The following is a 21,885-nucleotide window of genomic DNA, read 5'->3' as shown; positions in this document are numbered from 1 at the left end:
AGGGCGGCGATCTTTTGTGGGCGGGGGCGGCGCGGTTACGATCGTCGGGTGATTATGGGCGGTACGGCTCCGGGCAGGTTGATGGCCGTCAGCGACCTCCATGTCGCCTATCCCGCCAACCGGGCGATCGTCGAGGAGCTGCGGCCGGAGTCGCCGGACGACTGGTTGCTGGTGGCCGGGGACGTCGGCGAGTTCGTCGCGGACATCGAGTGGGCGCTCGGCCTGCTGGCCGGGCGGTTCGCCACCGTGGTGTGGACGCCGGGCAACCACGAGCTGTGGACGCCGAAGGACGACCCGGTGCGGCTGCGCGGCGAGGAGCGCTACCGCCACCTGGTGGAGATCTGCCGCCGCCTGGGCGTGCTCACCCCGGAGGATCCGTACGCGGTGTGGACCGGGCACGGCGGCCCGGTGACGATCGCGCCGCTGTTCGTGCTGTACGACTACACCTTCCGGCCGCCGAACACCACCAAGGAGGAGTCGCTGGCCTGGGCGCACCGCAGCGGCGTGGTGTGCACCGACGAGTTCATGCTGCACCCCGATCCCTATCCCAGCCGGGACGCCTGGTGCCGGGCCCGGCTGCGCGAGACCGAGCGGCGGCTGGCCGAGCGCGACCCGGCCATCCCGACCGTGCTGGTCAACCACTTCCCGCTGGTGCGCGAGCCGACCGACGTGCTGCGCCATCCGCAGTTCGCCCAGTGGTGCGGCACGGTGGAGACCGCCGACTGGCACCTGCGCTACAACGCGGCGGCCGTGGTCTACGGGCACCTGCACATCCCGCGCACCACCCGGTACGACGGGGTGCGCTTCGAGGAGGTGTCGCTCGGCTACCCGCGCGAGCGGCAGATGTACGGGATGGACGGCGCGAAGGCGATGCGGCCGGTCTTCCCCGAGGAGCCCGCTCCTTGATCGAGGCCATCCTGCCCGCGGGCGTGGTGTCGGCCGAGCTGTTCGACGACCCGGTGGACGCGGTCCTGTTCCCCGAGGAGGAGCAGGCGGTCGAGCTCGCGGTGGACAAGCGGCGCCGGGAGTTCACGACGGCGCGGGTGTGCGCGCGGCGGGCGATGGCCGCGCTCGGTGTCCCGGCCGCGCCGGTGGTGCCCGGGCCGCGCGGCGAGCCGCGGTGGCCGGCCGGGATCGTCGGCAGCATGACGCACTGCGCCGGGTACCGCGGCGCCGTGCTGGCCCGGGCGGCGGAGGTGACGGCGATCGGCATCGACGCCGAGCCGGACCAGGAGCTGCCGGAGGGGGTGCTGGACGTGATCGCCCGGCCGGAGGAGCACGGGCTGCTGCGCGAGCTGCGCGGCCACCCGGCCGGGGTGTCGTGGGAGCGCCTGCTGTTCTGCGCCAAGGAGGCGGTGTACAAGGCGTGGTTCCCGCTGGCCGGGCGGTGGCTCGGTTTCGAGGAGGCCTCGCTGTCGATCGATCCGGACGCGGGCGCCTTCTCCGCCCGGTTGCTGGTGCCCGGCCCGCGGGTGGCCGGCCGGGAGGTCACCGGGTTCACCGGCCGCTGGACGGCCGGGGACGGCCTCATCCTGACCGCCATCGTGATCCCGGCCGGCCACCCCGCCGGCTAATAATCAGGAAAAATCCGCTAATTTCCCGTTAAGTCGCCGTTCGCCGCTTTTGTCAGCGGGTATCGACCTCTGTTGGACGGCGCCGGACCCCCGGCCGGCCGGAATGGAGGGGGTTCGAATGCTCAGCTGTGGTGCGCTGGTCCGGGTGCACGCCCGCCCCGGCAAGGAACACGAGGTCGAACGCCTCCTGCGCGACGCGGTGCGCATGGTCAACGAGGAGACCTGGACCGAGACCTGGTTCGGCCTGCGGATCGACTGCGTGACCTTCGGGATGTTCGACGCCTTCGACGATCCCGCCGCGCGGCGGGCGAACCTGTCCGGCGCGATGGTGGGCCGGCTGCTCGCCCGGTCCGACGAGCTGTTCGTCCGCCCGCCGACGGTCGAGAAGGTGGACGTGCTGGCCGCCAAGCTGCCGGCGCGGATCGACCGGTTCTGACCTGCGGAAAGGAAATCAGTCACCGGACGGATGTTCATCGCGCGCGCTGTGGGGCATCGAGCGTTGCGGATCACATGTCGTTGGGGCGGGCAGTGCGGCCGACGGTCCCGTGCGGGGGGCGCCATATCTCCGGGCGTCTCCGCGGCCCGCTCCGGTCGTCGCCGCGTCGCGACAGAGGCGAGGTCGAGTTGAGGGTCGTAGGTATCGCGGGCAGCCTGCTTCCGGGAGCGCACATCCGGAGGCTGCTGGAGGCGGTGGGACGGGAACTCCCGCCGCCGGCGGAGTTCGAGATCTGGGAGCGGCTGGCCGAGGTGCCGCCGCTGGAGGACCGGGCGATGCCCGCATGCGTGGCGGACCTGTGCCAGACGCTGGCCGGGGCGGACGGGCTGCTGGTCGCGGCGCCCGCGCACAGCGTGATGCCCGCCCAGCTCGGCCACGCCCTCGACTGGCTGGCCTCCCAGCACGGCGGGACCGCGCTGCTCGGCAAGCCGGTGGCCGTGGTCACCGCCTGTGCCAGCCCGCACGAGTCGATGTGGGCGCAGATCCAGTTGCGGCGGGCGCTCGGCGCGGCCGGCGCCGCCGTCCAGGGGGCCGACCTCGCCACCCCGCCGGGGACCGTGCCGCTGGACGCCGACGGCCGGATCGGCGACCCGATGGCCCGGGAACGGCTCCAGTCCGTGGTGGCGCACCTGCGGTCGCCGTCGCTGGCCAGGTTCCTGGCCTGAGATCCACGGGTTCCCTGCCCAGGGAGCCGGTGGACCCGGGGACGACGATCATCCGATCTCCGCCAGGTTTCCCGCCGATTTCCCTGGGCATGGCCTGCCACCTCGCCCGCCGGTATCCCCACAGGCCGGATGCCAGGTGAGAAATAGGTAGGCTGGTGGGATCCCCTGCGGAAGGTCCGGTAATGACAGAGACACGGCCGACGGCCGGCGCGGTGCGCCCGGCCGGGGTGTCGCGGACCGGGCAGGCGGGCAAGACCCCGCCCGTACCAGACCCTGCGCTGCTGCATGCCATCATCGAGGCCAGCACTGAGGGCGTGGTGCTGTGCGACGCCGACGGCCGGTTCGTCATGGTCAACTCGGCCGCCGCCCGGCTGGTGCCCGAGCTCGCGGCCGGCGACCCGCCGGCCGCCGCCCGCTCCCTGTTCGACCGGACCTGCCCGGTCGGCGAGACGCGGCACACCGCGCACGGCGACCGCCTGCTGCAGGTGCGCCGGGAGAGGTTCAGCCTCGTCCACCACGCGTGGTACCTGCGCGACGTCACCGGTGACTCCGCGCGCACCGACGCGCTGCTGGAGGAGCGCCGCCGCAACGAGTTCCTGGTGGAGGCGAGCCGGCGGCTGTCGGCCTCGCTCAACACCCGCCGCTGCGCCCGCGCCACCGCCGAGCTGGCCGCCTCCTTCCTCACCGACGCCGCCATGGTCGTCCTCCCCCCGACGGGCCGGCACGCGTCCTGGCTGCGCGCCCTGCCGGACGGCACCCTCCAAGAGGGCACCATCGCCCTTGGCGACACCGCCGCGGTGCCCGGCCTGAGCGAGGCGCTCGCGGGTTTCCCGCCGGTGCCGAGCCGCTGGCTGGACCCGGCGCAGGCACCCGCCTGGCTGATGCCCGAGGGCTTCGGGCAGGCCGGCCACCTGCTGGTCACCCCGCTCCCCGGCAACGGGGTGCCCGCCGGCGCGCTGGTGCTCGCCCGCCGCGAGGACGGCCCCGCGTTCGACGAGGCGGACGAGATCCTGGTGCGGGTCTTCGCCGCCCGGGCCGGCGCGGCGATCTCGGCCGCGGTGCTGTACCAGGAGCAGAGCGCCACCAACGCGACCCTGACCGGCGACCTGCTGCCGCCCGCGCTGCCGCCGGTGCCCGGCGTGGAGATCGCCGGCTCGCTGCGCGCGTCCCAGCAGACCGGGCTGATCGGCGGCGACTTCTACGACGTTTACCTGCCCGACGCGGTGACCGCCGCCGCCGACCCCGGCCGCCGGCCGCTGCTGACGCTCGGCGACGTCTGCGGCAAGGGCACCGGGGCCGCCGTTCTGGCCGGCCAGGTCCGCCAGTGCCTGCGCGCCCTGCTGCTGCTGGAGGGTGAGCCGGAGCGGCTGGTCCCGCTGATCAACCGGTCGCTGCTCGCCTCGCCGGCCCGCAATGCCTACGTCACGCTGGTGCTCGGCGCGCTGCGTCCCGAGCCCAGTGGGCACACCCAGGTGGAGCTGGCCGTGGCCGGGCATCCCGCGCCGCTGGTGCTGCGCGCGGACGGCACCGTCGAGGAGCTCGCCTCCTACGGGTCCATGCTCGGCGTGCTCAAGCAGATCGTGGTCACCATCGTCACGGTGGACCTCGCCCCCGGCGACGTGCTGCTGCTGTACAGCGACGGCATCACCGAGGCCTTCGGCGGCCCCGCCGGGCGGGAGATGTTCGGCGCCGAGCGGCTGAAGGCGGCGCTGGCCACCTGTGCCGGGATGCCGGTGGCCGCCGTGGTGGAGCGGCTGGAGCAGATCAGCACCGAGTGGCTGGCCCACGGCGAGCACGACGACCGCGCGCTGCTCGCCGTCCAGGCGGTCCGGCCCGCGCCGCGGGCCCGCGACCGGGAGAGGGCCGCCCGATGACCGGCCTCACCGTCGCGACCGCCCGCTACGTGGAACTCATCGGCGAGGCCGACGAGTACGGCGCCATCGACCTGGTGCTGGACATGATCGACGCCGGGGTACCGGCCGAGCGGGTGCTGCTCGACATGATCGCGCCGGCCCAGCGCCGGGTCGGCGAGCTGTGGGCGGCCAACGACTGGTCGGTGGCCCGCGAGCACGCCGCCACCGCGATCAGCGAGCGCGCGGTCGCCGCGGTGGCCGGCAAGGTGCGGGTGCCGCCCGGCCGGGGCCGGGTCACCGTGGCCTGCACCGACGGCGAGTACCACGCGCTGCCCACCCGGCTGCTGGCCGAGGTGCTGCGGCTGCGCGGCTGGCAGGTCGACTTCCTGGGCGCCAGCGTCCCCGGCCCGCACCTGATCACCCACCTGCACCAGCGCGGGCCGGACGCCGTCGCGCTGAGCTGCGCGCTGCCCACCCGCCTGCCGCGCGCGCACGCCACGATCACCGCCTGCCAGGCGGTCGGCATCCCGGTGCTGGCCGGCGGGCGCGGATTCGGGGAGGACGGCCGGTTCGCCCGCCTGCTCGGCGCGGACGGGTGGGCGCCGACCGCCGACGCCGCCGCCGACCACCTGGCGAGCGGGCGGCTGCCGCATTTCCCCGCGCCGATCGACGCGCTCGCCCATCTGGCCGACGAGGAGTACACCCAGCTGGCCCGGCGCCGGGCCGATCTGCTTACCACCGTGATGGGCACGCTGATGGGCGCCTTCCCGCCGATGGCGACCTACTCCCAGCAGCAGCTGGAGGCCACCACCGAGGATCTCGCGCACATCGCCGACTTCCTGGCCGCCGCGCTGTACGTCGACGACACGCGACTGTTCACCGACTTCGTCGGCTGGACGTGCCAGGTCCTGCGGGCACGCGGCGTGCCCGCCGCCTCCGTCGCCCTGGGGCTGCGCGTCTTCCACGACGAGCTCGCGGAGTTCCCCCGGGCCCGCCGCATGCTGGCGGCGGGTGCGAAGGCGGCGCGGACCGCCGATGATCGAGCCGACGACGGAGCCGGTGACACGGCCGTCGAAGGAGCCGGTGACAGGGCCGGTGACAGGGCGGGTGATCGGGCCGGCGCGTCCGCGCCCGCCGACGCGTACTCGGAGACCGGACACTAGATGCAGGAGAAGACGCAGTTGAACGTCGAGGTCGTGCCCGCCGGGCCGGGCGTGACGCGTCTGGTCATGACCGGGGACCTGGATTACCACACCGCCGGTGACCTCAGCGCGCTGCTGCCGGGGCTGTTCGGGGCGCAGGCGGGCCAGGGCACCGTGATGGAGGCGGACCTGTCCGGCCTGGAGTTCATCGACTCCTCCGGGGTGGCCGCGCTGATCCACCTGTACCAGGCGTGCGAGCAGCATGAGATGGCGCTGCGGATCGTCGCGCTGACCTCCTACCTGCGGCACCTGTTCCAGGTCACCGCGCTGGACCGGCTGTTCGACCTGCCGACCCTGTGACGCCTGAGCCGGCCGGTCAGGCCGGCCCTTCGTAGCCGGGCGGCGGGCCGGGCTCCGGGTGGTCCGGCAGCCCCGGCGGCCGCCCGGCCAGGAACTCCTCGATCGCCGCGACCACCTCCGCCGGACGGTCGATGTGCAGGTCGTGGCCCGCGCCGGGCAGGTACACCAGCCGGGAGGCGGGCAGCAGGCGGCGGTACTCGGCCGCCGAGCGCCACGACAGGTAGTCGCAGGATCCCTTGAAGACCAGCGCCGGGACGCGCACCCCGGCCAGCCCCGGCCGCAGGTCGCGGGGCCGCGGCGCGGACGCCGACTGGGGGTACTGCGCCGCGTAGAAGCCGGTGCCGCGGGCCGGCGGCGGAGCCGGCGCGCCATGGCAGTGCAGCGCCGGCCCGGCCAGGGTGAGCACCCGGTCGTTGCGGGCGTCGGCCTCGGCGTCCGGCAGGAAGGCGTGCGCCGCGGCCGGGTTCACCTGGAGCAGCAAGTACCCGAGCATCGGGCGCGGCGCGCCCACCTCCGCGTACACCCGCAGCCGGCGCGCGGTGTCCAGCCGGCTCTGTGCCAGGTCGCCGCTGCGGTCGGCGGGGTCGGGCGGGCCGGGCGAGGTGAGCACCAGCCGCGCCACCCGGCCGGGGTGCTCGGTCAGGTACTGCGCGGCGACCGTGGCGCCGTAGGAGTGGCCGAGCAGCACCATCCGGTCGAGGCCCAGCCGGGCGCGCAGCGCCTCCAGGTCGGCCACGTCCCGCTCCCGGGAGTACCCGCGCGGGTCGGCCGACCGGGTGGACGCCCCGGTGCCGGCCTCCGCGTACAGATAGACGTCGCGGCCGCGCTCGGCCAGCCGGCCGTAGGTGCGGCCGAGCTGGGCGAGGTCCGGCACGCCGGGGCCGCCGTGCACCACGACCACCGGCGGGCCGCCGCCGGCCGCGCGGGCCGGGACGCGCACCACCTCCAGCGTGCTGCCGGTGGCGACCCTGACCAGGCGCGCGCCGGGGAAGGCGGCGGGCGGCGGGACCGGCGGCGGGACCAGCGCGGTCCAGGCGAACAGCGCGAGCAGCGGGACGGCGGTCCAGGCGGACAGCCGCCACCGCGCGGCACGCCGGCGGGCCGGCGGCGACCGGCGGGCCACCAGCGCCATCCCGGCGACGTCCAGCAGGACGAAGGTGACGATCCCGGCCGCCACGAAGACCGCCGGTACCGCGGTCAGCGCGGCCACGGCGAGCAGCGCGGCGATGCCGCCCAGCGCCGCGGCCAGGACCACCCCGGCCACGGCCAGGACGGTCACCGCCCGCGAACGGGGCCGGCCGATCACGGGGGCCGGCTCGGTCTGCACGATCATGGCGACCAGTAAAGCGTTCTCGCGGATCCGGCGACTCGGGGAGGTCCCGGATATCGCCCCGGACGCCTCCCCGGGACGTCAGCCGAGCGTCTCCCACCAGCCGTCCACCGCCGGCGCCGCGCCGGCGTCGACGCGCTCGCCCGGCCGGGGCACCACGATGCGGACGTCGCGCGCCTTGGCCTCGCGCCACAGCCGGTCCACCGGCTCGCCCCAGGAGTGCAGGGCCAGCGAGAACGTCGCCCAGTGCACCGGCAGCATCAGCCGCCCGCCCAGGTCGAGATGGGCGTTGACCGCCTCCTCGGGGTTCATGTGGATGTCCGGCCAGGACGGGCTGTAGGCGCCGACGGGCATCAGCGTCAGGTCGAACGGCCCGTGTGCGGCGCCGATGCCGGCGTACCCGGCGAAGTACCCGGAGTCGCCCGCGTAGAAGACCCGGTGCCGGGGGCCGGCCACCGACCAGGAGCCCCAGAGGGTGTCGTTGCGGCGCAGCGTGCGCCCGGAGAAGTGCCGGGCCGCGGTCGCGGTGAACCGCAGGCCGGCGACCTCGGCCTCCTCCTCCCAGTCCAGCTCGATGATCCGGTCGGCCGGCACGCCCCACCGCTCCAGGTGGGCGCCGATGCCGAGCGGCACCAGGAACGGCGCCGACTGCCGCACGGTGAGCGCGCGGACGGTGGCCCGGTCCAGGTGGTCGTAGTGGTCGTGGGAGATCGCCACCGCGTCCACGGCGGGCAGCGCGTCCAGCGGCACCGGCACCGGGTGCAGCCGGCGCGGGCCGGCCAGCTGGGACGGCGAGACCCGCTCGCTCCACACCGGGTCGAACAGCACCCGCCGCCCGTCGATCTCGACCAGCGTCGAGGCGTGCCCGTACCAGACGACGCCGAGCCCGTCCGCGGCCTGCCCGGCCGGCGGGGTGCGCAGCGGGACCGGCCCGGCGGGGCGGCGGCGGTCGCGGTCGGTGACGAACTCGCGCAGCAGGCCGGCCGGCGGGCCGTCCAGCACCTCGGTGTGTTCCGGCATGGGGTTGAAGAACGCGCCGTCCCGGAACTGCGGTGACCGCCGCACCCGGTCGGCCCGCGACGGGCCGCTGGAGAGCGGCCGGACGCCCAGCTCCGCCGGGATGTCGCGCAGCGCCCACCCCGCGGCGGCCGCGATCAGCCCGCCGGTCAGCAACCGGCGCGCGGTGCGGATCCCCGCCATGATCTACCTCCCTGGATCGGTTCCATCCTCGGCAACTCCACGGCGGCCCGCGGCGTTCCCGATTCCGGGAGATATATCGATGACATATCCGTAACACCTGGTCAGTCGGCCGGCGGATTTTCACCGCCCCTCCCCGGTGGCCCCGCGGGCCGCCCACGCTCTCCGGTAACCGGTCAGTAGCCGCGCTCGCGGTCGAACCGGTTGTGCAGCGGGCGGCCGGCCAGCCAGCGGCGCAGGTTGTCGGTGAAGATCTCGGTGACCAGCCCGTTCTCCGCCGGCACCGTCGCGGCGGAGTGCGGTGACACGATCACGTTGTCCATCGCCCACAGCGGTGATCCGGCGGGCAGCGGCTCCTCGGCGAACACGTCCAGGCACGCGCCGGCCAGGTGCCCGCTCGCCAGCGCCTCGACCAGGGCCGGCTCGTCCACCACCGGCCCGCGGGCCACGTTGACCACGACCGCGCCCGGGGCCAGCGCGTGCAGCCGGGCGGCGTCGATCAGCCCTTCGGTCTCCGCGGTGAGCGGGCAGGCGAGCACCAGCGCGTCCGCGCCGGCCAGCGCCGCGTCGATCTCCGGATAGGGATAGGTCTCGGCCAGCGCGGGGATGGCGTAGGAGCGGCCCGGCCGGCCGACGCCGGTGACCCGGACGCCGAGGGCGGCGAACGCCTCGGCCACCCGGCGTCCGATGCCGCCCAGCCCGACCACGACCAGCCGCGAGCCGGCCAGCCGGCGGCCGGCGTGCCGTTCCCAGCGCCGCGCGGCCTGCGACCGGCGCAGCCCGGGGACGTCCTTGACGAAGTGCAGCACGCCCATGACGGCGAACTCGGCGAGCGGCACCCCGTGCGCGCCGGCCGCGGTGGTGACCACCAGGTCGGCGTCGATCAGCCCGGTGCGGCGCAGGAACTGGCCGACCCCGGCGCTGGTGCTCTGCACCCAGCGCAGCTCCGGGCAGTTGGCCGGCATCGCGGCCGGGTCCCACCAGTCGAAGTCGAGGCTCACCTGGGCCCGCCGCAGCATCTCGCGCCACCGCCGCAGGCCGGCCGCCGGCAGGTCCCGGGGCGTGCCGGCGTGGTCGGCCGGGAAGCGCGGGACCGGCAGCAGGTCCGGCTCGTACAGCACCTCCAGCCGCGGATCGACCGCCTCGATGGCCCGCACATGCTCGGCCTCCAGCGGTGAGGCCACCAGCACTGGGATCGCCACTCTTCCTCCAAGGACCGCCGCGACCGGTGAATAGGTAGAAATACCTGATACCTCACTAATTACGCGCCGGTCGGGTCAGGAACCCGGGTACCGGGTTATCTTCGCGGTGAGCGCACGGGGCGGCGCTGGGCCGCGACAGGAGGGACCGCTTTGTTACCGGCACAGGACCTGGAGGCGGACGGGATCCGCCAGGACCGCGAATCGCTGCTGCGGGCCGGAGAGCGGGCGCTGTCGGAGGAGGGGGACCTGCGCGCCGCCCGGCGATCGTTCGACGCGGCCTACCGGGCCGCCGAGGACGCGGGCGACCACGAGGCGCTGGCCCGGGCCGCGCTCGGCCTCGGCGGGCTGTGGGTGAACGAGCACCGCACGGCCGCGGACGCGCTGCCGGTCCAGGCCCGCCAGCGCGGGGCGCTGCACGCCCTCGACCCCCGCTCCCCCCTGGCGCTGCGGCTGCGCGCCCGGATCGCCGCCGAGGCCGACTACCGGGCGGGCCGGCACGACTCGGTGCTGGCCGTCCTGGCCGACGTGCGGCAGGCCGGCGACCCGGTCGCGCTGGCCGAGGCGCTGAGCCTGGCCCACCACTGCGTCCTCGGCCCCGGCCACGAGCGGTTGCGGCTGCGGCTGGCCGAGGACCTCACCCGCGAGGCCGCCCGGACCGGCCGCCGGGGCGATCTGCTCATGGGCCTGCTGTGGCGGACGGTCGACCTCTTCCTGGCCGGCGACCCGCACGCCGAGCGCTGCCTGTCGGAACTGCGCGAGCTGCTCGCCCGCCGGGACCACCTGGCGATCGGCTACGTGGTCAGCGCGATGGAGGTGATGCTCGCCATCCGGACCGGCCGCTTCGGCCACGCCGAGGCACTCGCCACCGGCTGCGCCGAGCGCGGCGAGCGGGCCGGCGACCGGGACGTCCCCGCCTGGTACGGGGTACAGATGCTGACGATCCGCTGGTACCAGGGCCGGGTGGCGGAGATGGTCCCCGCGCTGTCGGAGCTGGTGACGTCGCCGATGCTCGGCACGATCGACAACTCGTACTTCGCCGGGCTGGCGGTGGCCGCCGCCGCGGCCGGCGACCGCCGCCGCGCGGCCGGCGCGCTGGCCCGGCTGGGCGGCCGCGATCTCGCCGCGCTGCCCCGCTCGCGCACCTGGCTGGTCTCGATGTACGGCGTGGTGGAGACGGCCCACCTGCTCGGGGACACCGATCGAGCGGCACAGGCGTACGAACTGCTCGTTCCCTGCGCGCGACTGCCGGTCGTCGCCAGCCTCGGGGTCACCTGCCTCGGATCGGTCCAGCACGTCCTGGGCACGGCCATGCTGACCTGCGGCGACCTGGACCGCGCGGTCGAGCACCTGCGGGCCGCGGTCGAGGAGGACCTGGCGCTCGGGCACTGGCCGGCCGCCGCGCTGGCCCGCCGGCGGCTCGCCCGGGCGCTGGCGCTGCGCGACGGGCCGCACGACGCCACCGCGCGGCGCGAACTCGCCCTGGCCGACCAGGAGATGGCCGAACTCGGCATGGCGCCGCCACCCGAGCCGGAGCCCGGTCCAGGGCACCCGGCCCGCCCCGAACCGCGCGCGGTGACCTGCCGGCGCAGCGGCCGACAGTGGCGGCTGGAGTCGGGCGGGCGGGCCGTGCTGGTCGACCACAGCGTGGGCATGCGGTATCTGGCGGTGTTGCTGGCCAACCCCGGGCATGAGATCCCCGCCGCGGACCTGGCGGCCGGTCCGGCGCATCCCGGTGCGGCGCTCGCGGACCCGGCGCTCCCGCACGCCGGCGGCGGCTCGGTCCAGCCGGTGCTGGACGAGGTGGCCCGGCGCGAGTACCGGGAGCGGCTCGCCCGGCTGCGCGCGGAGATCGACCGGCTGGCGGACGCCGGACGGCTCCAGCAGGCCGCGGCCGTCCAGGCGGAACGCGACTGGCTGATCTCCGAGCTGGCCGCGGCCACCGGCATGGGCGGGCGCCCGCGCCGGTTCGGCGGCGAGGACGAGCGGGCGCGCGTCTCGGTGGGCAAGGCGATCCGGCGGGCGCTGGCCCGCGTCACCGAGGCCGACCCGGACATCGGCGAGCACCTGCGCGCCACCGTGCACACCGGCCTCTACTGCTGCTACCGCCCCGGCTGACCCCCGTCCCGCGCCGGTGGAACGGCGATGGCACGAGACGGCACGAGATGGCACGGCTTGGCACGCCCCTACTGATGAGCCGGTCGAAGGTCGACCGGCGGGGCCGCTGACCGCCCCGGCGCAGCGTGGCACCGTCCGTGCCGCGTCCGGGCGGCCCGGCGGCCGTCCCGGGCCGGTGCCGCCGGGACGGCCGCTCCGGATGAGGAAAAGCCCGGAAGAGGAAGAGAAGAAATGCTGACCGACGTGCACGACCACCGGCTGGCGGGCGTCTCCCCCGAGTGCCGGCAGATGCTGTACACCGCCGCCGTACTCGGCCCCGAGATCGTCCCCGATCTGCTCGCCCAGATGCTCGGCCGGACCACCGCCGCCCTGCTCCCGGTCTGGGAGGAGGCGCTGGGCGGCGGGCTGCTGGTGTCCGCGGGCGGCGAGCTGCGGTTCGCCCGGGAGACGCTGCGCCAGGCGGTGGCCGGGTCGCTGCCGGCCGCCATCCGCGACGCGCTGGCCCGGCAGCACGCGGCCCTGGGCCACGCCGGGAACGCGGCCCTGGGCCAGACCGGGAACGCGGCCTTGGGCCACGCCGGGAACGCGGCCTCGGGCCTGGCCGGGAACGCGGCCGCCGAACCGCACCGGGCCGGTGTCGCCGGCGACGGCCCGGTGCGGCCCACCGCCCGCGAGCGCACGGTGCTGTCGCTGCTCGCCCGCGGCCGGAGCAACCACCAGATCGCCCGCGAGCTCGGGATCTCCGACCACGCGGTGAAGCGGCACGTGTCCAACCTGATGCTGAAGTTCGGCTGCGCCAACCGCACCGAGGTCGCCCTGCTGGCCGTCCGGCGAAGGTGGCACGAGCCACCCGCCGCACCGACCGATCCGGTCGCGGCCGGTAGGGGCATGACCGCCGTGCCACCCGATCCGGTCACGGCCGGGGGCACGATGACCGCCGCGCCGGGCGGCCCGGTCACGGCCGGGGGGCGGGCATGACGCCGGCGGCGGCAGGTACGGCCATCCGCCGGCGCTTCGACGACCTGCCCGCGGCGGTCCGGCACGGCGTCGAGGAGCTGCTCGGCGCCCCGGTGGCCGCGGCCGCCGACCAGAGCGGCGGCTTCACCCACGGGACGGCCGCCCGGCTGGCGCTGGCGGACGGCAGGCGGGTGTTCGCCAAGGCCATCCGGAGCGACGACGGGCTGGCCGGCGCCTACCGCGCCGAGGCGGCGTGCGCGGCCGCGCTGCCGCCCGCCACCCCCGCGCCGCGGCTGCGGCTGGACGCGGAGCTCGCCGGCTGGCTGGTGCTGGTGTTCGACGACGTCGCGGGCCGGCATCCGGACGTCACCGTGCCCGCCGAGCTGGACGCGCTGCTCGGCGCGGTGACCCGGCTCGGCCGGGCGCTGACGCCGAACCCGCTGGCCGGGGCCGCCCCGGCCGGGCGGGAACTGGCCCCGCTGATGTCGGGCTGGCGCCGGTTCGCCGCCGCCGGCCCGCCGGCCGACCTCTCCCCCTGGTGCCGGCGCCACCTCGACCGGCTGGCCGCGCTGGAAGAGGGCTGGGCGGCGGCGGTCGCCGGCGACACGCTGCTGCACGCGGACCTGCGCCCGGACAACACCCTGCTCACCGCGGCCGGCGAGGTCGTGGTGGTGGACTGGGCCTGCGCCTGCGTGGGCGCCGCCTGGGCGGACCTGGTCATCCTGCTGGCCTCCGTCCCGGGCATCGACGCGGAGGCGATCACCCGCTCGCACCCGCTCACCCACGACGTGCCGGCCGGCGCGATCGACGCCTTCCTGTGCGCGCTGGCCGGCTGCTGGGCGTACGAGTCCCGGCAGCCGCCGCTGCCGGCCGCCCCGGCGCTGCGGCCCTTCCAGGCACGTAACGCCGCCCACACCGAGGCCTGGCTGGCCCGCCGCACCGGCTGGCGATGACCCGGCCGGCCGGTCCGCCGGCGGCGGGCTTTCAGCGACGTCCGCCGCCCGCGGGCCGGCGGCGGACGGGCCGGGCGCGCTAGCCCGGCCAGGGCCCGCCCAAGGGGACGCCCTCCAGAGAAACGCCGCCCACGGGGGCACCATCCACAAGGGCGCCGCCGTCCACGGGGGCGGCGTCCACAGGGGCGGCGTCCACAGGGGCGGCGTCCACAGGGGCGGCGTCCACAGGGGCGGCGTCCAGGCGGGCGCGGGCGAGGGCGTAGGCGCCGCGCAGGTCCCGGCCGGTGTAGCGGGCGAAGGCGCGGGCGGCCAGCGCGGCGTCGGCGTTGACCGCCACCCCGCCGCCGAGCGCCTCGAACAGCGGCAGGTCGGACCGGGAGTCGCCGTAGGCGACGCACCGGCCGGCCGGTAGGCCGTGCCCGGCCAGCAGGGCGCGGGTGATCCGCACCTTGCACTCGGGGGTGAGGATGCCGGCCGGGTCCACCGGGCCGGCCATCGGCGGCGGCGGGAAGGCCGACGCCGCGACGTGGCCGAACCCGAACCCGCGCAGCAGCCCGGCGAAGAAGTCCGGCGACAGCGTGATCACCGCCGCGTGCTCGCCCCGCGCCCGGATGTCGGCGCACACCTCGGCGATGCCGTCCAGCCACGGGCCCGCGCGGAACGCGCGGGCCACCACCTCGGGGGTGAGCGCGCGCCACAGGTCGTGCACGCCGGCCGCGAACCGGCGGGTGGTCAGCCGTCCCGCCGCGAACTCGCGTTCCAGCTCGGCCACGCCGGCCCGGCAGCCGAGCGCCGCGGAGATCTCCAGGCCGGCGGTGGACGCGAGCAGCGTGCCGTCCATGTCGAACACGTGCAGCGCACTCATCCCGGCCTGCCGTCCTGGGTGAGCGGGTGGCGGGCCGCCGTTCCGGAGCCGGACACCGGACCGTCATCCGGCCGCCCGGCCGGGGCGACCGGGTAGCGGGTCGCGCCGGCCGGCGGCGCCGCCGACAGCAGGTGCGCGGTGGCCGGGAACAGCGGGCCGGGCGGCTCCTCGGGCGGGAACCACCGCCAGGCCGCGAACACGTGCGGCTCGGTGACGGCCGGCGCGGCGGCGCCCGCGGCCACCGCGACGCCGGCGGTGACCCGGACCGTGGCCGGTCCCGGGCGGTCCAGCACCACCGCCACCGTCCGGGCGCCGGTCACGTCGGTGATGCCGGTCTCCTCGGCCAGCTCGCGCAGCGCCGCCTGCTCGAAGGTCTCCCCCGGCTCCACCGCCCCGCCGGGCAGGCACCAGCAGGGCTCCTCGCCGGCCTTCACCCGGTGACCGAGCAGGATCCGTCCCGCCGGGTCGGTGACCAGCACGCCGACGCCGATCACCCGGTCCGGTACCTCGGGCGTGCCGGTCACCGCGCCTCCTTCAGGGCCGCGGCCAGGGTGCCCGCGGCGTAGTGCCCGCTGATCATGGCGGCGATGATGCCACGGAACAGCCCGCACGCGTCCCCGGCCACCCAGGCCGGCACGTCGGACAGCCGCAGGTCGCCGTCGACCCGCGGATAGCGGCCGACGCCCTCCAGGGTCGGGCCGATCAGCGTGGTCCCCTCCCCGGCGATGGCCGGGAACTTCGCGATCAGCCGCTGCAGCCCGTCGTGCAGCAGGTGCCACAGGTCGGCGCCGTACACCGCCTCCAGCCGCGCCCGGGCCGCCCGGTCACCGCCGCGCACCGCCGCCAGCGGGATCGCGAAGTGGCAGCCGGGGTCGGCCAGCGAGGCGAGGAACGGGGCCAGCAGCTTCTCGGCGAGCGCCTCGTCCAGGACCCGCACGTTGAAGCCGGTGTTGGACCGGCCGGTGGGCGGGCAGTCCGACCGCCCGGACACCGTCCACAGCCCGCCGGTCTCGGTGGCGACCGTCTCACCCGACCGGCAGACGCAGAACGTCCGCCATTCGGCCTGCCGGCCGGCGTCGCGGAACCGCAGCTTGGGGTCGAGCTGCGGCATGCCGGCGAAGAACGCCTGCCGCTCCGGCTGCTCGACGCGGACGCCGGCCTCCATCCGGTGGAAGTCCCAGGCGCCGGTGAGCCCGTCCAGCGCGAGCGGGCCGAACCGGCCGGTGGCGACCAGCAGGCGGCGCGCGTGCAGGGTCACCCGCCGCCGGTCGTGCTCCATCGTGACGGTGAACGCGTCCGACAGCGGGTCGTAGGCCGTCGCGGTGACCTGGTGGCCGGTGAGCACGGTGGCGTCCACCCCTGCCACCATTCCCTCGGTCAGCGCCAGCCGGGCGGGCAGCGACAGGTAGTCGCTGGGGTAGTCCTTAAGCACCCAGGCGCCGTCGCCGAAGGCGTAGGCCTCCGGCCGGTCCGGGAACGGCGGGCAGGCCAGCCCGGCGGCGGTCAGCACGCCGGTCGTCCAGTCGTAGGCGGCGCGCAGCTCGGCCGCGCGCGGCAGGCTCCACAGCGCGGTCGCCGACGGGTAGAAGGAGAACTTCCCGTCGGAGAACAGGCCGGCGCCGCCGTGCCCGCGGGTCGCCTGGTGCGGGTCGTGGCGGTCGCGGTCCCCGACCCGCGGGCCGGCGTCGATGAGCGCGACGCGGTACCCGCCGCCGGTGAGGCGGGCGGCGGCGGCCAGCCCGGCCGGGCCGGCGCCGACGATGGCCACGTCCACGGCGGCGCCCGCCGGGCCGCCCGGGGCGGCGCCGGCGACGATGTCCGCGGCGGTGGGTGATGCGGTGATGAACGGCATGACAGAACTCCTCGAAGGTGTGCGGATAGCGGCACGCGGGCGCGTGCCGGGGCCGGCCGGCGGCCATCGCCGGCCGGGCGGGAACCCGCCAGGGAACCCGGGACGGGACCCGGCGGGGAACAGCGCGCGGCTACCGCCCGGACGCGGCGGTCCGCGCCGCCGGGACGGCCGGGGCCGCCACCGGGCCGGCCGCGTCGTGGCCGCGGGGGAAGACCAGGCCGCCGGGCGACGCCAGCACGGCCTCCGCGCCGAACGGCACCGTCCAGGACGGGCACAGGTGGCTGAGATCGGCGTTCGCCAGCACCGGGAAGTCGGCCCACGGCAGGTGGCGGTCGAGCAGGCCGGCCACCGTGGCCGCCCACTCCCCGTCCGGCACCAGCGGGTGGGCGCCGACGACCATGCCGGCCAGCCGGCCCAGGTCGGCGCTCTCGCAGAGCTTCTCGAACAGCGGCGGCACCGGGAGCCGGTGGTAGGAGACGTCCCAGAACAGCACCGCGCCGTCCAGCGACATCCCGAAGGAGCGGACCAGCTCGGGGATCAGGGTGATCTCGCCGCCGAGGAACGGGCCCCGGCCGGCGCCGGGGCGCAGCCAGGTCCAGCCGCCGGGCAGCCGGCGGCGCGGCCGGGACTCGCGCTCCGGGACGTACCAGTCGATCACCTCGCCGGTACGGGACGGCATCGGCGGGCAGGCCAGCGGCCCGGCCCCTGACAGCGCCCGGCCGAGGTGGTCCAGCGTCTCCGGGTACGCCCCGCCGGCCTCGCCCAGGTGCACCATCAGCGTGCACCCGTACAGGGAGCCGATTCCGGCGACCGAGGCCAGGTACTGGTTCAGGAAGACGTTGTCGCAGTACCCGATGAACGGTTTGGGGTTGGCGGCGATCGTCGCCGCGTCCAGCCGGTCGAGGATGTCGCGGGTGCCGAGGCCGGCGTCCGCGGCCAGGATCGCGTCGACCGAGGGGTCGGCGAACGCCGCCATCACGTCGGCGGCGCGCTGCGCCGGGGTGCCCGCGGTGATGCCGTCCGCCGCCACCTGGAAGGCGTTTGCCCCGTAGCTGAAGGTGTATCCCGCCGCGGTGAGCGCCCGCTCGGCCCGGCGTACCCGGTCCGGCAGGTAGGACAGGGTCGGCATGGCGGGACTGACGATCCTGAGATGAAGGCCGGCGCCGTCCGGTCCCACGGTGGCCGGCGAAACGCCCGGCGCCGTACCCGGCGAGATGCCGTTCCGGGTTCCCGGCACGCCGTCCGGCACGGCGACCGACGGCGAGCCGGGGACCGTGATCGACGGGGTCATCGGGGGCTCCGGGCGAGCAGGCGCCCGGAGAGCGCGCCGATGGTCTGGCAGGCGTACAGGTCCTGGATGGTGACCTCGTGCCGGGGCAGGTCGCGGCGCAGGCTGGCCGCCACCCGCAGCAGCCGCAGCGAGTCGCCGCCGACGTCGAAGAAGCGCTCGTCGGCGCCGAACCCGGCGGCGCCCAGCGCCTCCTGCCAGGCCCGCGCGATGACCCCCGCGATCTCCTCCCCCGCCGCCACACCCCCGGCCGGGACCGGGCCACCGCTCGGGATCAGGTCGCCGGCCCGCTCCGGGGCGCCGGCCTGGGCGGGCGGGCGGGTGAGGGCGAGCTCGCGGAGCCGGGCGGCGTCCACCTTGCCGTTGCGGGTGACCGGCAGCTCGGCGACCACCGCCCACAGCGAGGGCACCTCGTGGCCGGGCAGCCGCCGCGCGGCGGCCTCCCTGACCCGCTCCAGTGCGACCGCACCGCCACCGTCCACCGGGGCGGCGCCGCCAGTGATCGCGGGCCCGCCCATGGCACCCGGTCCATCCGTCGCGACGTGTCCGGCCAGGGCGGGTACGGATGGGGCGGGTACGGACGGAGTGGGTACGGGCGGCGCGGGCAGGGACGGGGCGGCTACGGCGGGGGCGGCCAGGACGAGGGCGGCCAGCAGGCGGCGGTCGGCGCCGGTGCCGGTGACGACGACCGCGGCGTCCCGGATGCCCGGGCACTCGCGCAGCACGCGCGCCACCGCGTCCGGCTCGATCCGGAAGCCGCGGATCTTCACCTGGCCGTCGGCGCGGCCCAGGAAGCGCAGCCGTCCGGCACCGTCCCAACGCACCAGGTCGCCGGTGCGGTACAGCAGGCGATCCGACCCGGCCTGGAAGCGCCCGAACGCGCGGGCGGTCGCGGCGGGCGCCCCGGCGTACCCGAGGGCCAGCCCGTCACCGAAGGTGTACAGCTCGCCGATGCCGCCGGGCGGAACCAGGCCGCCGTCCGCGTCCAGCACCACCACTCCGGTGCCCTGGATCGGGCGGCCGATGGGCAGCGGGTCGGTCACCTCGGCAGGGTCGTCCACGTGGTGCACCGTGGTGAACGTGGTGTTCTCCGTCGGGCCGTAACCGTTGGTGACGCGCAACCCCGGGCAGGCCCGCAGCACCCTGGACACCTGGGCCGGCGGCACGACGTCCCCGCCGGTGAGGAGCTGGCGCAACCCCTGGAAGGCGTCCGGCCGGTAGTCGGCGACCAGGCGGAACAGCCCGGCGGTCAGCCACAGCCCGGTGCTGCCCCGCTCGCGCAGGAAGCCGGCCAGCCCGTCCGGCGTGACGTGATCGTCGGGGAAGACGTCCACGGTGCCGCCGGCCAGCAGCGGCGCGAAGATCTCCAGGGTGGAGGCGTCGAAGGCCAGCGGCGCCAGCCGGACGAACCGGCCGGCCGCGCCCGGCCGCAGGAAGTCCGGGCCGGCCGCCAGCCGCACCACCCCGCGGTGCGGGATCAGCGTGGCCTTGGCCGTGCCGGTGGAGCCTGAGGTGAAGGCCACGTACGCGACCCGGGCCGGGTCGGGCCCGGCCGCCGCGGGCACCGCCACGCCGCCCGGCGCCGCCGAGCTCGCCGGGTCCACCGGATCCACCGGCACCGCAGGGTCCACCGGATCCACCAGCGCCGCCGGGTCCGCCGGGTCCGTTCCGGGCACCGGTGTGCCGTCCGGCGCCGCCGGGGGCGATGCGGGCAGCAGCCGCCGGCCGTGGCCGGCCTCGCCCAGCGCGGCCAGCCGGTCGGCGTCTCCGAGCACCACGGCCACCCCGGCCGCGTCCAGCATGGACGCGGCCGCGGCCGGCGGCACGTCCCGCTCGATGCCGACGTAGGCGGCGCCGAGCCGCAGCACCGCGAGCACCGCGACGATCTCGCGGGCCGACCGGCGGACGGCGAGCGCCACCCGGTCACCGCATCGCACCCCGGCGGCGGCCAGCCGCGCCGACTCCGCCTCGGCGGCGCGCAGCAGTCCCCGGTAGCTCAGCGTGCCGCCGGCGTCCGCCACCGCGACGGCCGCCGGGCTCCGGTGCGCGGCCGCCGCGAAGAGCTGCCACAGCCCGGCGCCGGCGTCCACGTCCGGACCGCTCCGCGGCCCGGCGGCCCGCCCGGAGGTGATCGTCCGGACCTCGGCGAGCGGCCGGTCCGGCGCGGCGGCCATCTCCACCAGGGCCCGGTCCACCGCGCCGGCCAGCTCGGCGGCCTCGTCCGGGCGCAGCACGGTGGTGGCGTACTCCAGTGCCAGCCGCGGCCGCGTCCCCCAGCGCTGCACGTAGAGCACCGCGTCGTACCCGGTGCCGCCGCAGTGCCCCTCGTGGATCTCCATGCTCAGCCCCCCGGCGCGCAGCGCGCCGGGGACCAGCTCGTCGTGGGCGGCGAACGCGACCTGGACCAGCGGGTTGCGGGCGTCGTCGCCGCCGAGTCCCAGCGCGGCGACAACGTCCTCGAACGGCACCTCGGTGGCCGACAGCGCGTCGCGCACCGCGGCGGCGGTCCGGGCCAGGTGGCCGGTGACCGGGCCGGAGCCGTCGATCTCGCAGGCGACCGGCAGCAGTTTCATGCAGGGGCCGACGATCTCCATGGTCTCCGCCGAGGTGCGGGCGGCGGAGACCATGCCCATCACCAGCCGCGAGGTGGCCGCCCGCCGGGCCACCACCAGCGACCAGGCGGCGATCAGCACCATGTTGCGGGTCACCCCGGCGGTGCGGGCCAGGCTCTCGCAACCGGCCCGGGCCTCGGCGGTGAGGCCGAACACCAGCCGGGTGCCGGTCCGGGCCTGCCGCGCGGGGCGGTCCAGGTCGCCGGGCAGGCTCACCGTGGCCGGCCAGCCGGCCAGCTCCCCCGCCCGCCGCGCGGCGGCCCGGCGCACCTCGGCCGACCGCTCCCGGGCGACCACCGGATCCAGATCGGCCGCCGGGCCGCGATCGGCCGGTTCCGGGCCGAGCTCGGCGGCCAGCTCGCGCCAGAGCAGGCCGACGCTCCAGCCGTCCACGACCGCGTGGTGCGCGACCATGGACAGCACCGCGCGCCGCTCCCCGGCCCGGCTCAGCACGAAGACGACCGGCGGCCGCTCGTACGGCCGCAGCAGGCCGGCGCCGGCCGCGCCGAGCTGCGCGTGCACCGCGGCCACCGGGTCGCCGATCCCGGCCGGCAGCGCCTGCTCGACGAGGACCGGTTCCCATCGGGACAGCACCCGCCGCCCCGGTGACCCGCCGCCCGCGTCCCGGACGAAGACGGTGCGCAGCCCCGGGTGCCGGCGGGTCAGCCGGTCGAGCGCGGCCCGCAGCGCCGCCGCGTCCAGCGGTCCGCGGATGTCGGCGCTGAACAGCAGGTGGAAGGCGGTGCCGCCGTAGAGGTCGTCGCTGAACAGCATCGCCTGCTGGACCTGGGTCAGTTCGCCGGATCCCGTCCCGGTTTCGCCCGCGTCACGAGCTTCCCCCGCGTCACGGGCTTCGCGGGCGTCAGGCGCTTCGCCGGTGTCGAGAGCTCCACGGGTTCCGGCGGCGCCGGGGGTGCCCGGCGCGGCGGCCGCCGGCGGGGCGGCGGCGACCACGGCGGCCAGCGGGCGCGGGCCGAGCAGCGCCGCCACGTCCACCGCCCGGTCGCAGCGCCGGGCCAGCACGGCGGCGAGCTCGACGGCCCGCAGCGACGTGCCGCCCAGCCGGGTGAACGAGGTGCCGGCGGCCAGGTGCCGGAGGTCGCCGATGTCACGTTCCAGAATCTCGGCCGCCACTGTGATCCAGTCGGCGGCCACCAGTCGAAGGTCGTTCACGTCCGAGTCCCTTGTCCGTCGGTGGCGGCGCGCGGCGGCGACCCGTGCGGGAGCGGTGCCGGCCGGCCGGTGACGGTCCCCGTACGGAGCCGCCGGCCCGATCTCCCCCCGGGCCGCGGCGGCCGCCGCGTCATGATGCGGGCACGGCCCGCACGTTCGATTCACACCATGGTCGAGGGCGCCGGGCCGCCGGCCAATGCACCTATGGCGCCCCTTAGGCGCGCCCGATCGGGCACCCGATCAGGCACCCC

At 76.7% G+C, this 21,885-nt stretch carries 18 protein-coding genes; 10 read left to right on the top strand and 8 right to left on the bottom strand.

The window, feature by feature from the left end:
- Positions 1-54: 54 nt before the first annotated feature.
- From Sru01_RS07930 to Sru01_RS07900, 7 genes are all read left to right on the top strand, one after another.
- Entirely contained in the window at positions 55-906 is an 852-nt protein-coding gene (locus Sru01_RS07930; protein WP_203983324.1) for a metallophosphoesterase family protein, read from the top strand.
- Positions 903-1,574, top strand: a complete 672-nt coding sequence (locus Sru01_RS07925) for a 4'-phosphopantetheinyl transferase family protein (RefSeq protein WP_203983230.1) — start codon at positions 903-905, stop codon at positions 1,572-1,574. The genes Sru01_RS07930 and Sru01_RS07925 overlap by 4 nt, the downstream gene beginning before the upstream one ends.
- Before the next feature lie 118 nt (positions 1,575-1,692).
- Entirely contained in the window at positions 1,693-2,010 is a 318-nt protein-coding gene (locus tag Sru01_RS07920) for a putative quinol monooxygenase (RefSeq protein WP_203983229.1), read from the top strand.
- Between the two features lie 188 nt (positions 2,011-2,198).
- Positions 2,199-2,735, top strand: a complete 537-nt coding sequence (locus Sru01_RS07915) for an NAD(P)H-dependent oxidoreductase (protein WP_203983228.1) — start codon at positions 2,199-2,201, stop codon at positions 2,733-2,735.
- A 182-nt stretch (positions 2,736-2,917) separates the two neighbouring features.
- Positions 2,918-4,609, top strand: a complete 1,692-nt coding sequence (locus Sru01_RS07910) for a SpoIIE family protein phosphatase (RefSeq protein WP_203983227.1) — start codon at positions 2,918-2,920, stop codon at positions 4,607-4,609.
- Positions 4,606-5,751: a cobalamin B12-binding domain-containing protein gene (locus Sru01_RS07905; RefSeq protein WP_203983226.1), complete on the top strand. Its 1,146-nt coding sequence runs from the start codon at positions 4,606-4,608 to the stop codon at positions 5,749-5,751. The genes Sru01_RS07910 and Sru01_RS07905 overlap by 4 nt, the downstream gene beginning before the upstream one ends.
- The gene (locus Sru01_RS07900; protein WP_203983225.1) at positions 5,752-6,090 is read left to right on the top strand and encodes an STAS domain-containing protein; all 339 of its coding nucleotides are present in this window, start codon (positions 5,752-5,754) and stop codon (positions 6,088-6,090) included.
- Between the two features lie 16 nt (positions 6,091-6,106).
- Here the strand turns inward: Sru01_RS07900 and Sru01_RS07895 are convergent, their stop codons facing one another.
- From Sru01_RS07895 to Sru01_RS07885, 3 genes are all read right to left on the bottom strand, one after another.
- On the bottom strand, positions 6,107-7,423 hold the full coding sequence (locus Sru01_RS07895; protein ID WP_203983224.1) for an alpha/beta hydrolase: 1,317 nt from the start codon (positions 7,421-7,423) through the stop codon (positions 6,107-6,109).
- Positions 7,424-7,501: 78 nt separating this feature from the next.
- Positions 7,502-8,620, bottom strand: a complete 1,119-nt coding sequence (locus Sru01_RS07890) for an MBL fold metallo-hydrolase (RefSeq protein ID WP_203983223.1) — start codon at positions 8,618-8,620, stop codon at positions 7,502-7,504.
- Between the two features lie 173 nt (positions 8,621-8,793).
- Positions 8,794-9,819, bottom strand: a complete 1,026-nt coding sequence (locus Sru01_RS07885) for a D-2-hydroxyacid dehydrogenase (protein ID WP_203983222.1) — start codon at positions 9,817-9,819, stop codon at positions 8,794-8,796.
- 150 nt (positions 9,820-9,969) lie between these two features.
- On the opposite strand from Sru01_RS07885, the gene Sru01_RS07880 reads away from it, so the two are divergent.
- The 3 genes from Sru01_RS07880 (at position 9,970) to Sru01_RS07870 (ending at position 13,844) form a co-directional block, all read left to right on the top strand.
- Positions 9,970-11,934 carry a hypothetical protein gene (locus tag Sru01_RS07880; RefSeq protein ID WP_239137093.1) on the top strand — a complete coding sequence of 655 codons (1,965 nt, stop codon included), beginning with the start codon at positions 9,970-9,972 and terminating at the stop codon, positions 11,932-11,934.
- A gap of 231 nt (positions 11,935-12,165) precedes the next feature.
- Positions 12,166-12,912: a helix-turn-helix transcriptional regulator gene (locus Sru01_RS07875; protein WP_203983221.1), complete on the top strand. Its 747-nt coding sequence runs from the start codon at positions 12,166-12,168 to the stop codon at positions 12,910-12,912.
- On the top strand, positions 12,909-13,844 hold the full coding sequence (locus Sru01_RS07870) for an aminoglycoside phosphotransferase family protein (RefSeq protein WP_203983220.1): 936 nt from the start codon (positions 12,909-12,911) through the stop codon (positions 13,842-13,844). Before Sru01_RS07875 ends, Sru01_RS07870 begins: the two co-directional genes overlap by 4 nt.
- A gap of 79 nt (positions 13,845-13,923) precedes the next feature.
- On the opposite strand, the gene Sru01_RS07865 is transcribed toward Sru01_RS07870, so the two are convergent.
- The 5 genes from Sru01_RS07865 to Sru01_RS07845 form a co-directional block, all read right to left on the bottom strand.
- Positions 13,924-14,709, bottom strand: a complete 786-nt coding sequence (locus Sru01_RS07865; RefSeq protein WP_203983219.1) for an HAD family hydrolase — start codon at positions 14,707-14,709, stop codon at positions 13,924-13,926.
- Positions 14,706-15,233, bottom strand: a complete 528-nt coding sequence (locus Sru01_RS07860) for a nucleotide triphosphate diphosphatase NUDT15 (protein WP_203983218.1) — start codon at positions 15,231-15,233, stop codon at positions 14,706-14,708. Before Sru01_RS07860 ends, Sru01_RS07865 begins: the two co-directional genes overlap by 4 nt.
- Positions 15,230-16,561 carry an NAD(P)-binding protein gene (locus tag Sru01_RS07855; protein WP_203983217.1) on the bottom strand — a complete coding sequence of 444 codons (1,332 nt, stop codon included), beginning with the start codon at positions 16,559-16,561 and terminating at the stop codon, positions 15,230-15,232. The genes Sru01_RS07860 and Sru01_RS07855 overlap by 4 nt, the downstream gene beginning before the upstream one ends.
- A 130-nt stretch (positions 16,562-16,691) precedes the next feature.
- On the bottom strand, positions 16,692-17,852 hold the full coding sequence (locus Sru01_RS07850) for an LD-carboxypeptidase (RefSeq protein ID WP_203983216.1): 1,161 nt from the start codon (positions 17,850-17,852) through the stop codon (positions 16,692-16,694).
- Positions 17,849-21,634 (bottom strand): non-ribosomal peptide synthetase, encoded by a 3,786-nt coding sequence (locus tag Sru01_RS07845; RefSeq protein WP_203983215.1) that lies wholly within the window; start codon positions 21,632-21,634, stop codon positions 17,849-17,851. The genes Sru01_RS07850 and Sru01_RS07845 overlap by 4 nt, the downstream gene beginning before the upstream one ends.
- Positions 21,635-21,885: the final 251 nt, after the last annotated feature.

The organism is Sphaerisporangium rufum, from assembly GCF_016863395.1.
Classification (GTDB): domain Bacteria; phylum Actinomycetota; class Actinomycetes; order Streptosporangiales; family Streptosporangiaceae; genus Sphaerisporangium; species Sphaerisporangium rufum.
The sequence above is the reverse complement of the archived record's forward strand: the minus strand, read 5'-3'. Positions and strand labels throughout refer to the sequence as shown.

What these genes read in the sequence shown, in the direction of transcription:
- Sru01_RS07895 (WP_203983224.1), bottom strand. Translation starts at nt 7,423, where the DNA reads ATGATCGTGCAGACCGAGCCGGCCCCCGTGATCGGCCGGCCCCGTTCG.
- Sru01_RS07865 (WP_203983219.1), bottom strand. Translation starts at nt 14,709, where the DNA reads ATGAGTGCGCTGCACGTGTTCGACATGGACGGCACGCTGCTCGCGTCC.
- Sru01_RS07900 (WP_203983225.1), top strand. Translation starts at nt 5,752, where the DNA reads ATGCAGGAGAAGACGCAGTTGAACGTCGAGGTCGTGCCCGCCGGGCCG.
- Sru01_RS07910 (WP_203983227.1), top strand. Translation starts at nt 2,918, where the DNA reads ATGACAGAGACACGGCCGACGGCCGGCGCGGTGCGCCCGGCCGGGGTG.
- Sru01_RS07855 (WP_203983217.1), bottom strand. Translation starts at nt 16,561, where the DNA reads ATGCCGTTCATCACCGCATCACCCACCGCCGCGGACATCGTCGCCGGC.
- Sru01_RS07905 (WP_203983226.1), top strand. Translation starts at nt 4,606, where the DNA reads ATGACCGGCCTCACCGTCGCGACCGCCCGCTACGTGGAACTCATCGGC.
- Sru01_RS07850 (WP_203983216.1), bottom strand. Translation starts at nt 17,852, where the DNA reads ATGACCCCGTCGATCACGGTCCCCGGCTCGCCGTCGGTCGCCGTGCCG.
- Sru01_RS07920 (WP_203983229.1), top strand. Translation starts at nt 1,693, where the DNA reads ATGCTCAGCTGTGGTGCGCTGGTCCGGGTGCACGCCCGCCCCGGCAAG.
- Sru01_RS07875 (WP_203983221.1), top strand. Translation starts at nt 12,166, where the DNA reads ATGCTGACCGACGTGCACGACCACCGGCTGGCGGGCGTCTCCCCCGAG.
- Sru01_RS07870 (WP_203983220.1), top strand. Translation starts at nt 12,909, where the DNA reads ATGACGCCGGCGGCGGCAGGTACGGCCATCCGCCGGCGCTTCGACGAC.
- Sru01_RS07890 (WP_203983223.1), bottom strand. Translation starts at nt 8,620, where the DNA reads ATGGCGGGGATCCGCACCGCGCGCCGGTTGCTGACCGGCGGGCTGATC.
- Sru01_RS07930 (WP_203983324.1), top strand. Translation starts at nt 55, where the DNA reads ATGGGCGGTACGGCTCCGGGCAGGTTGATGGCCGTCAGCGACCTCCAT.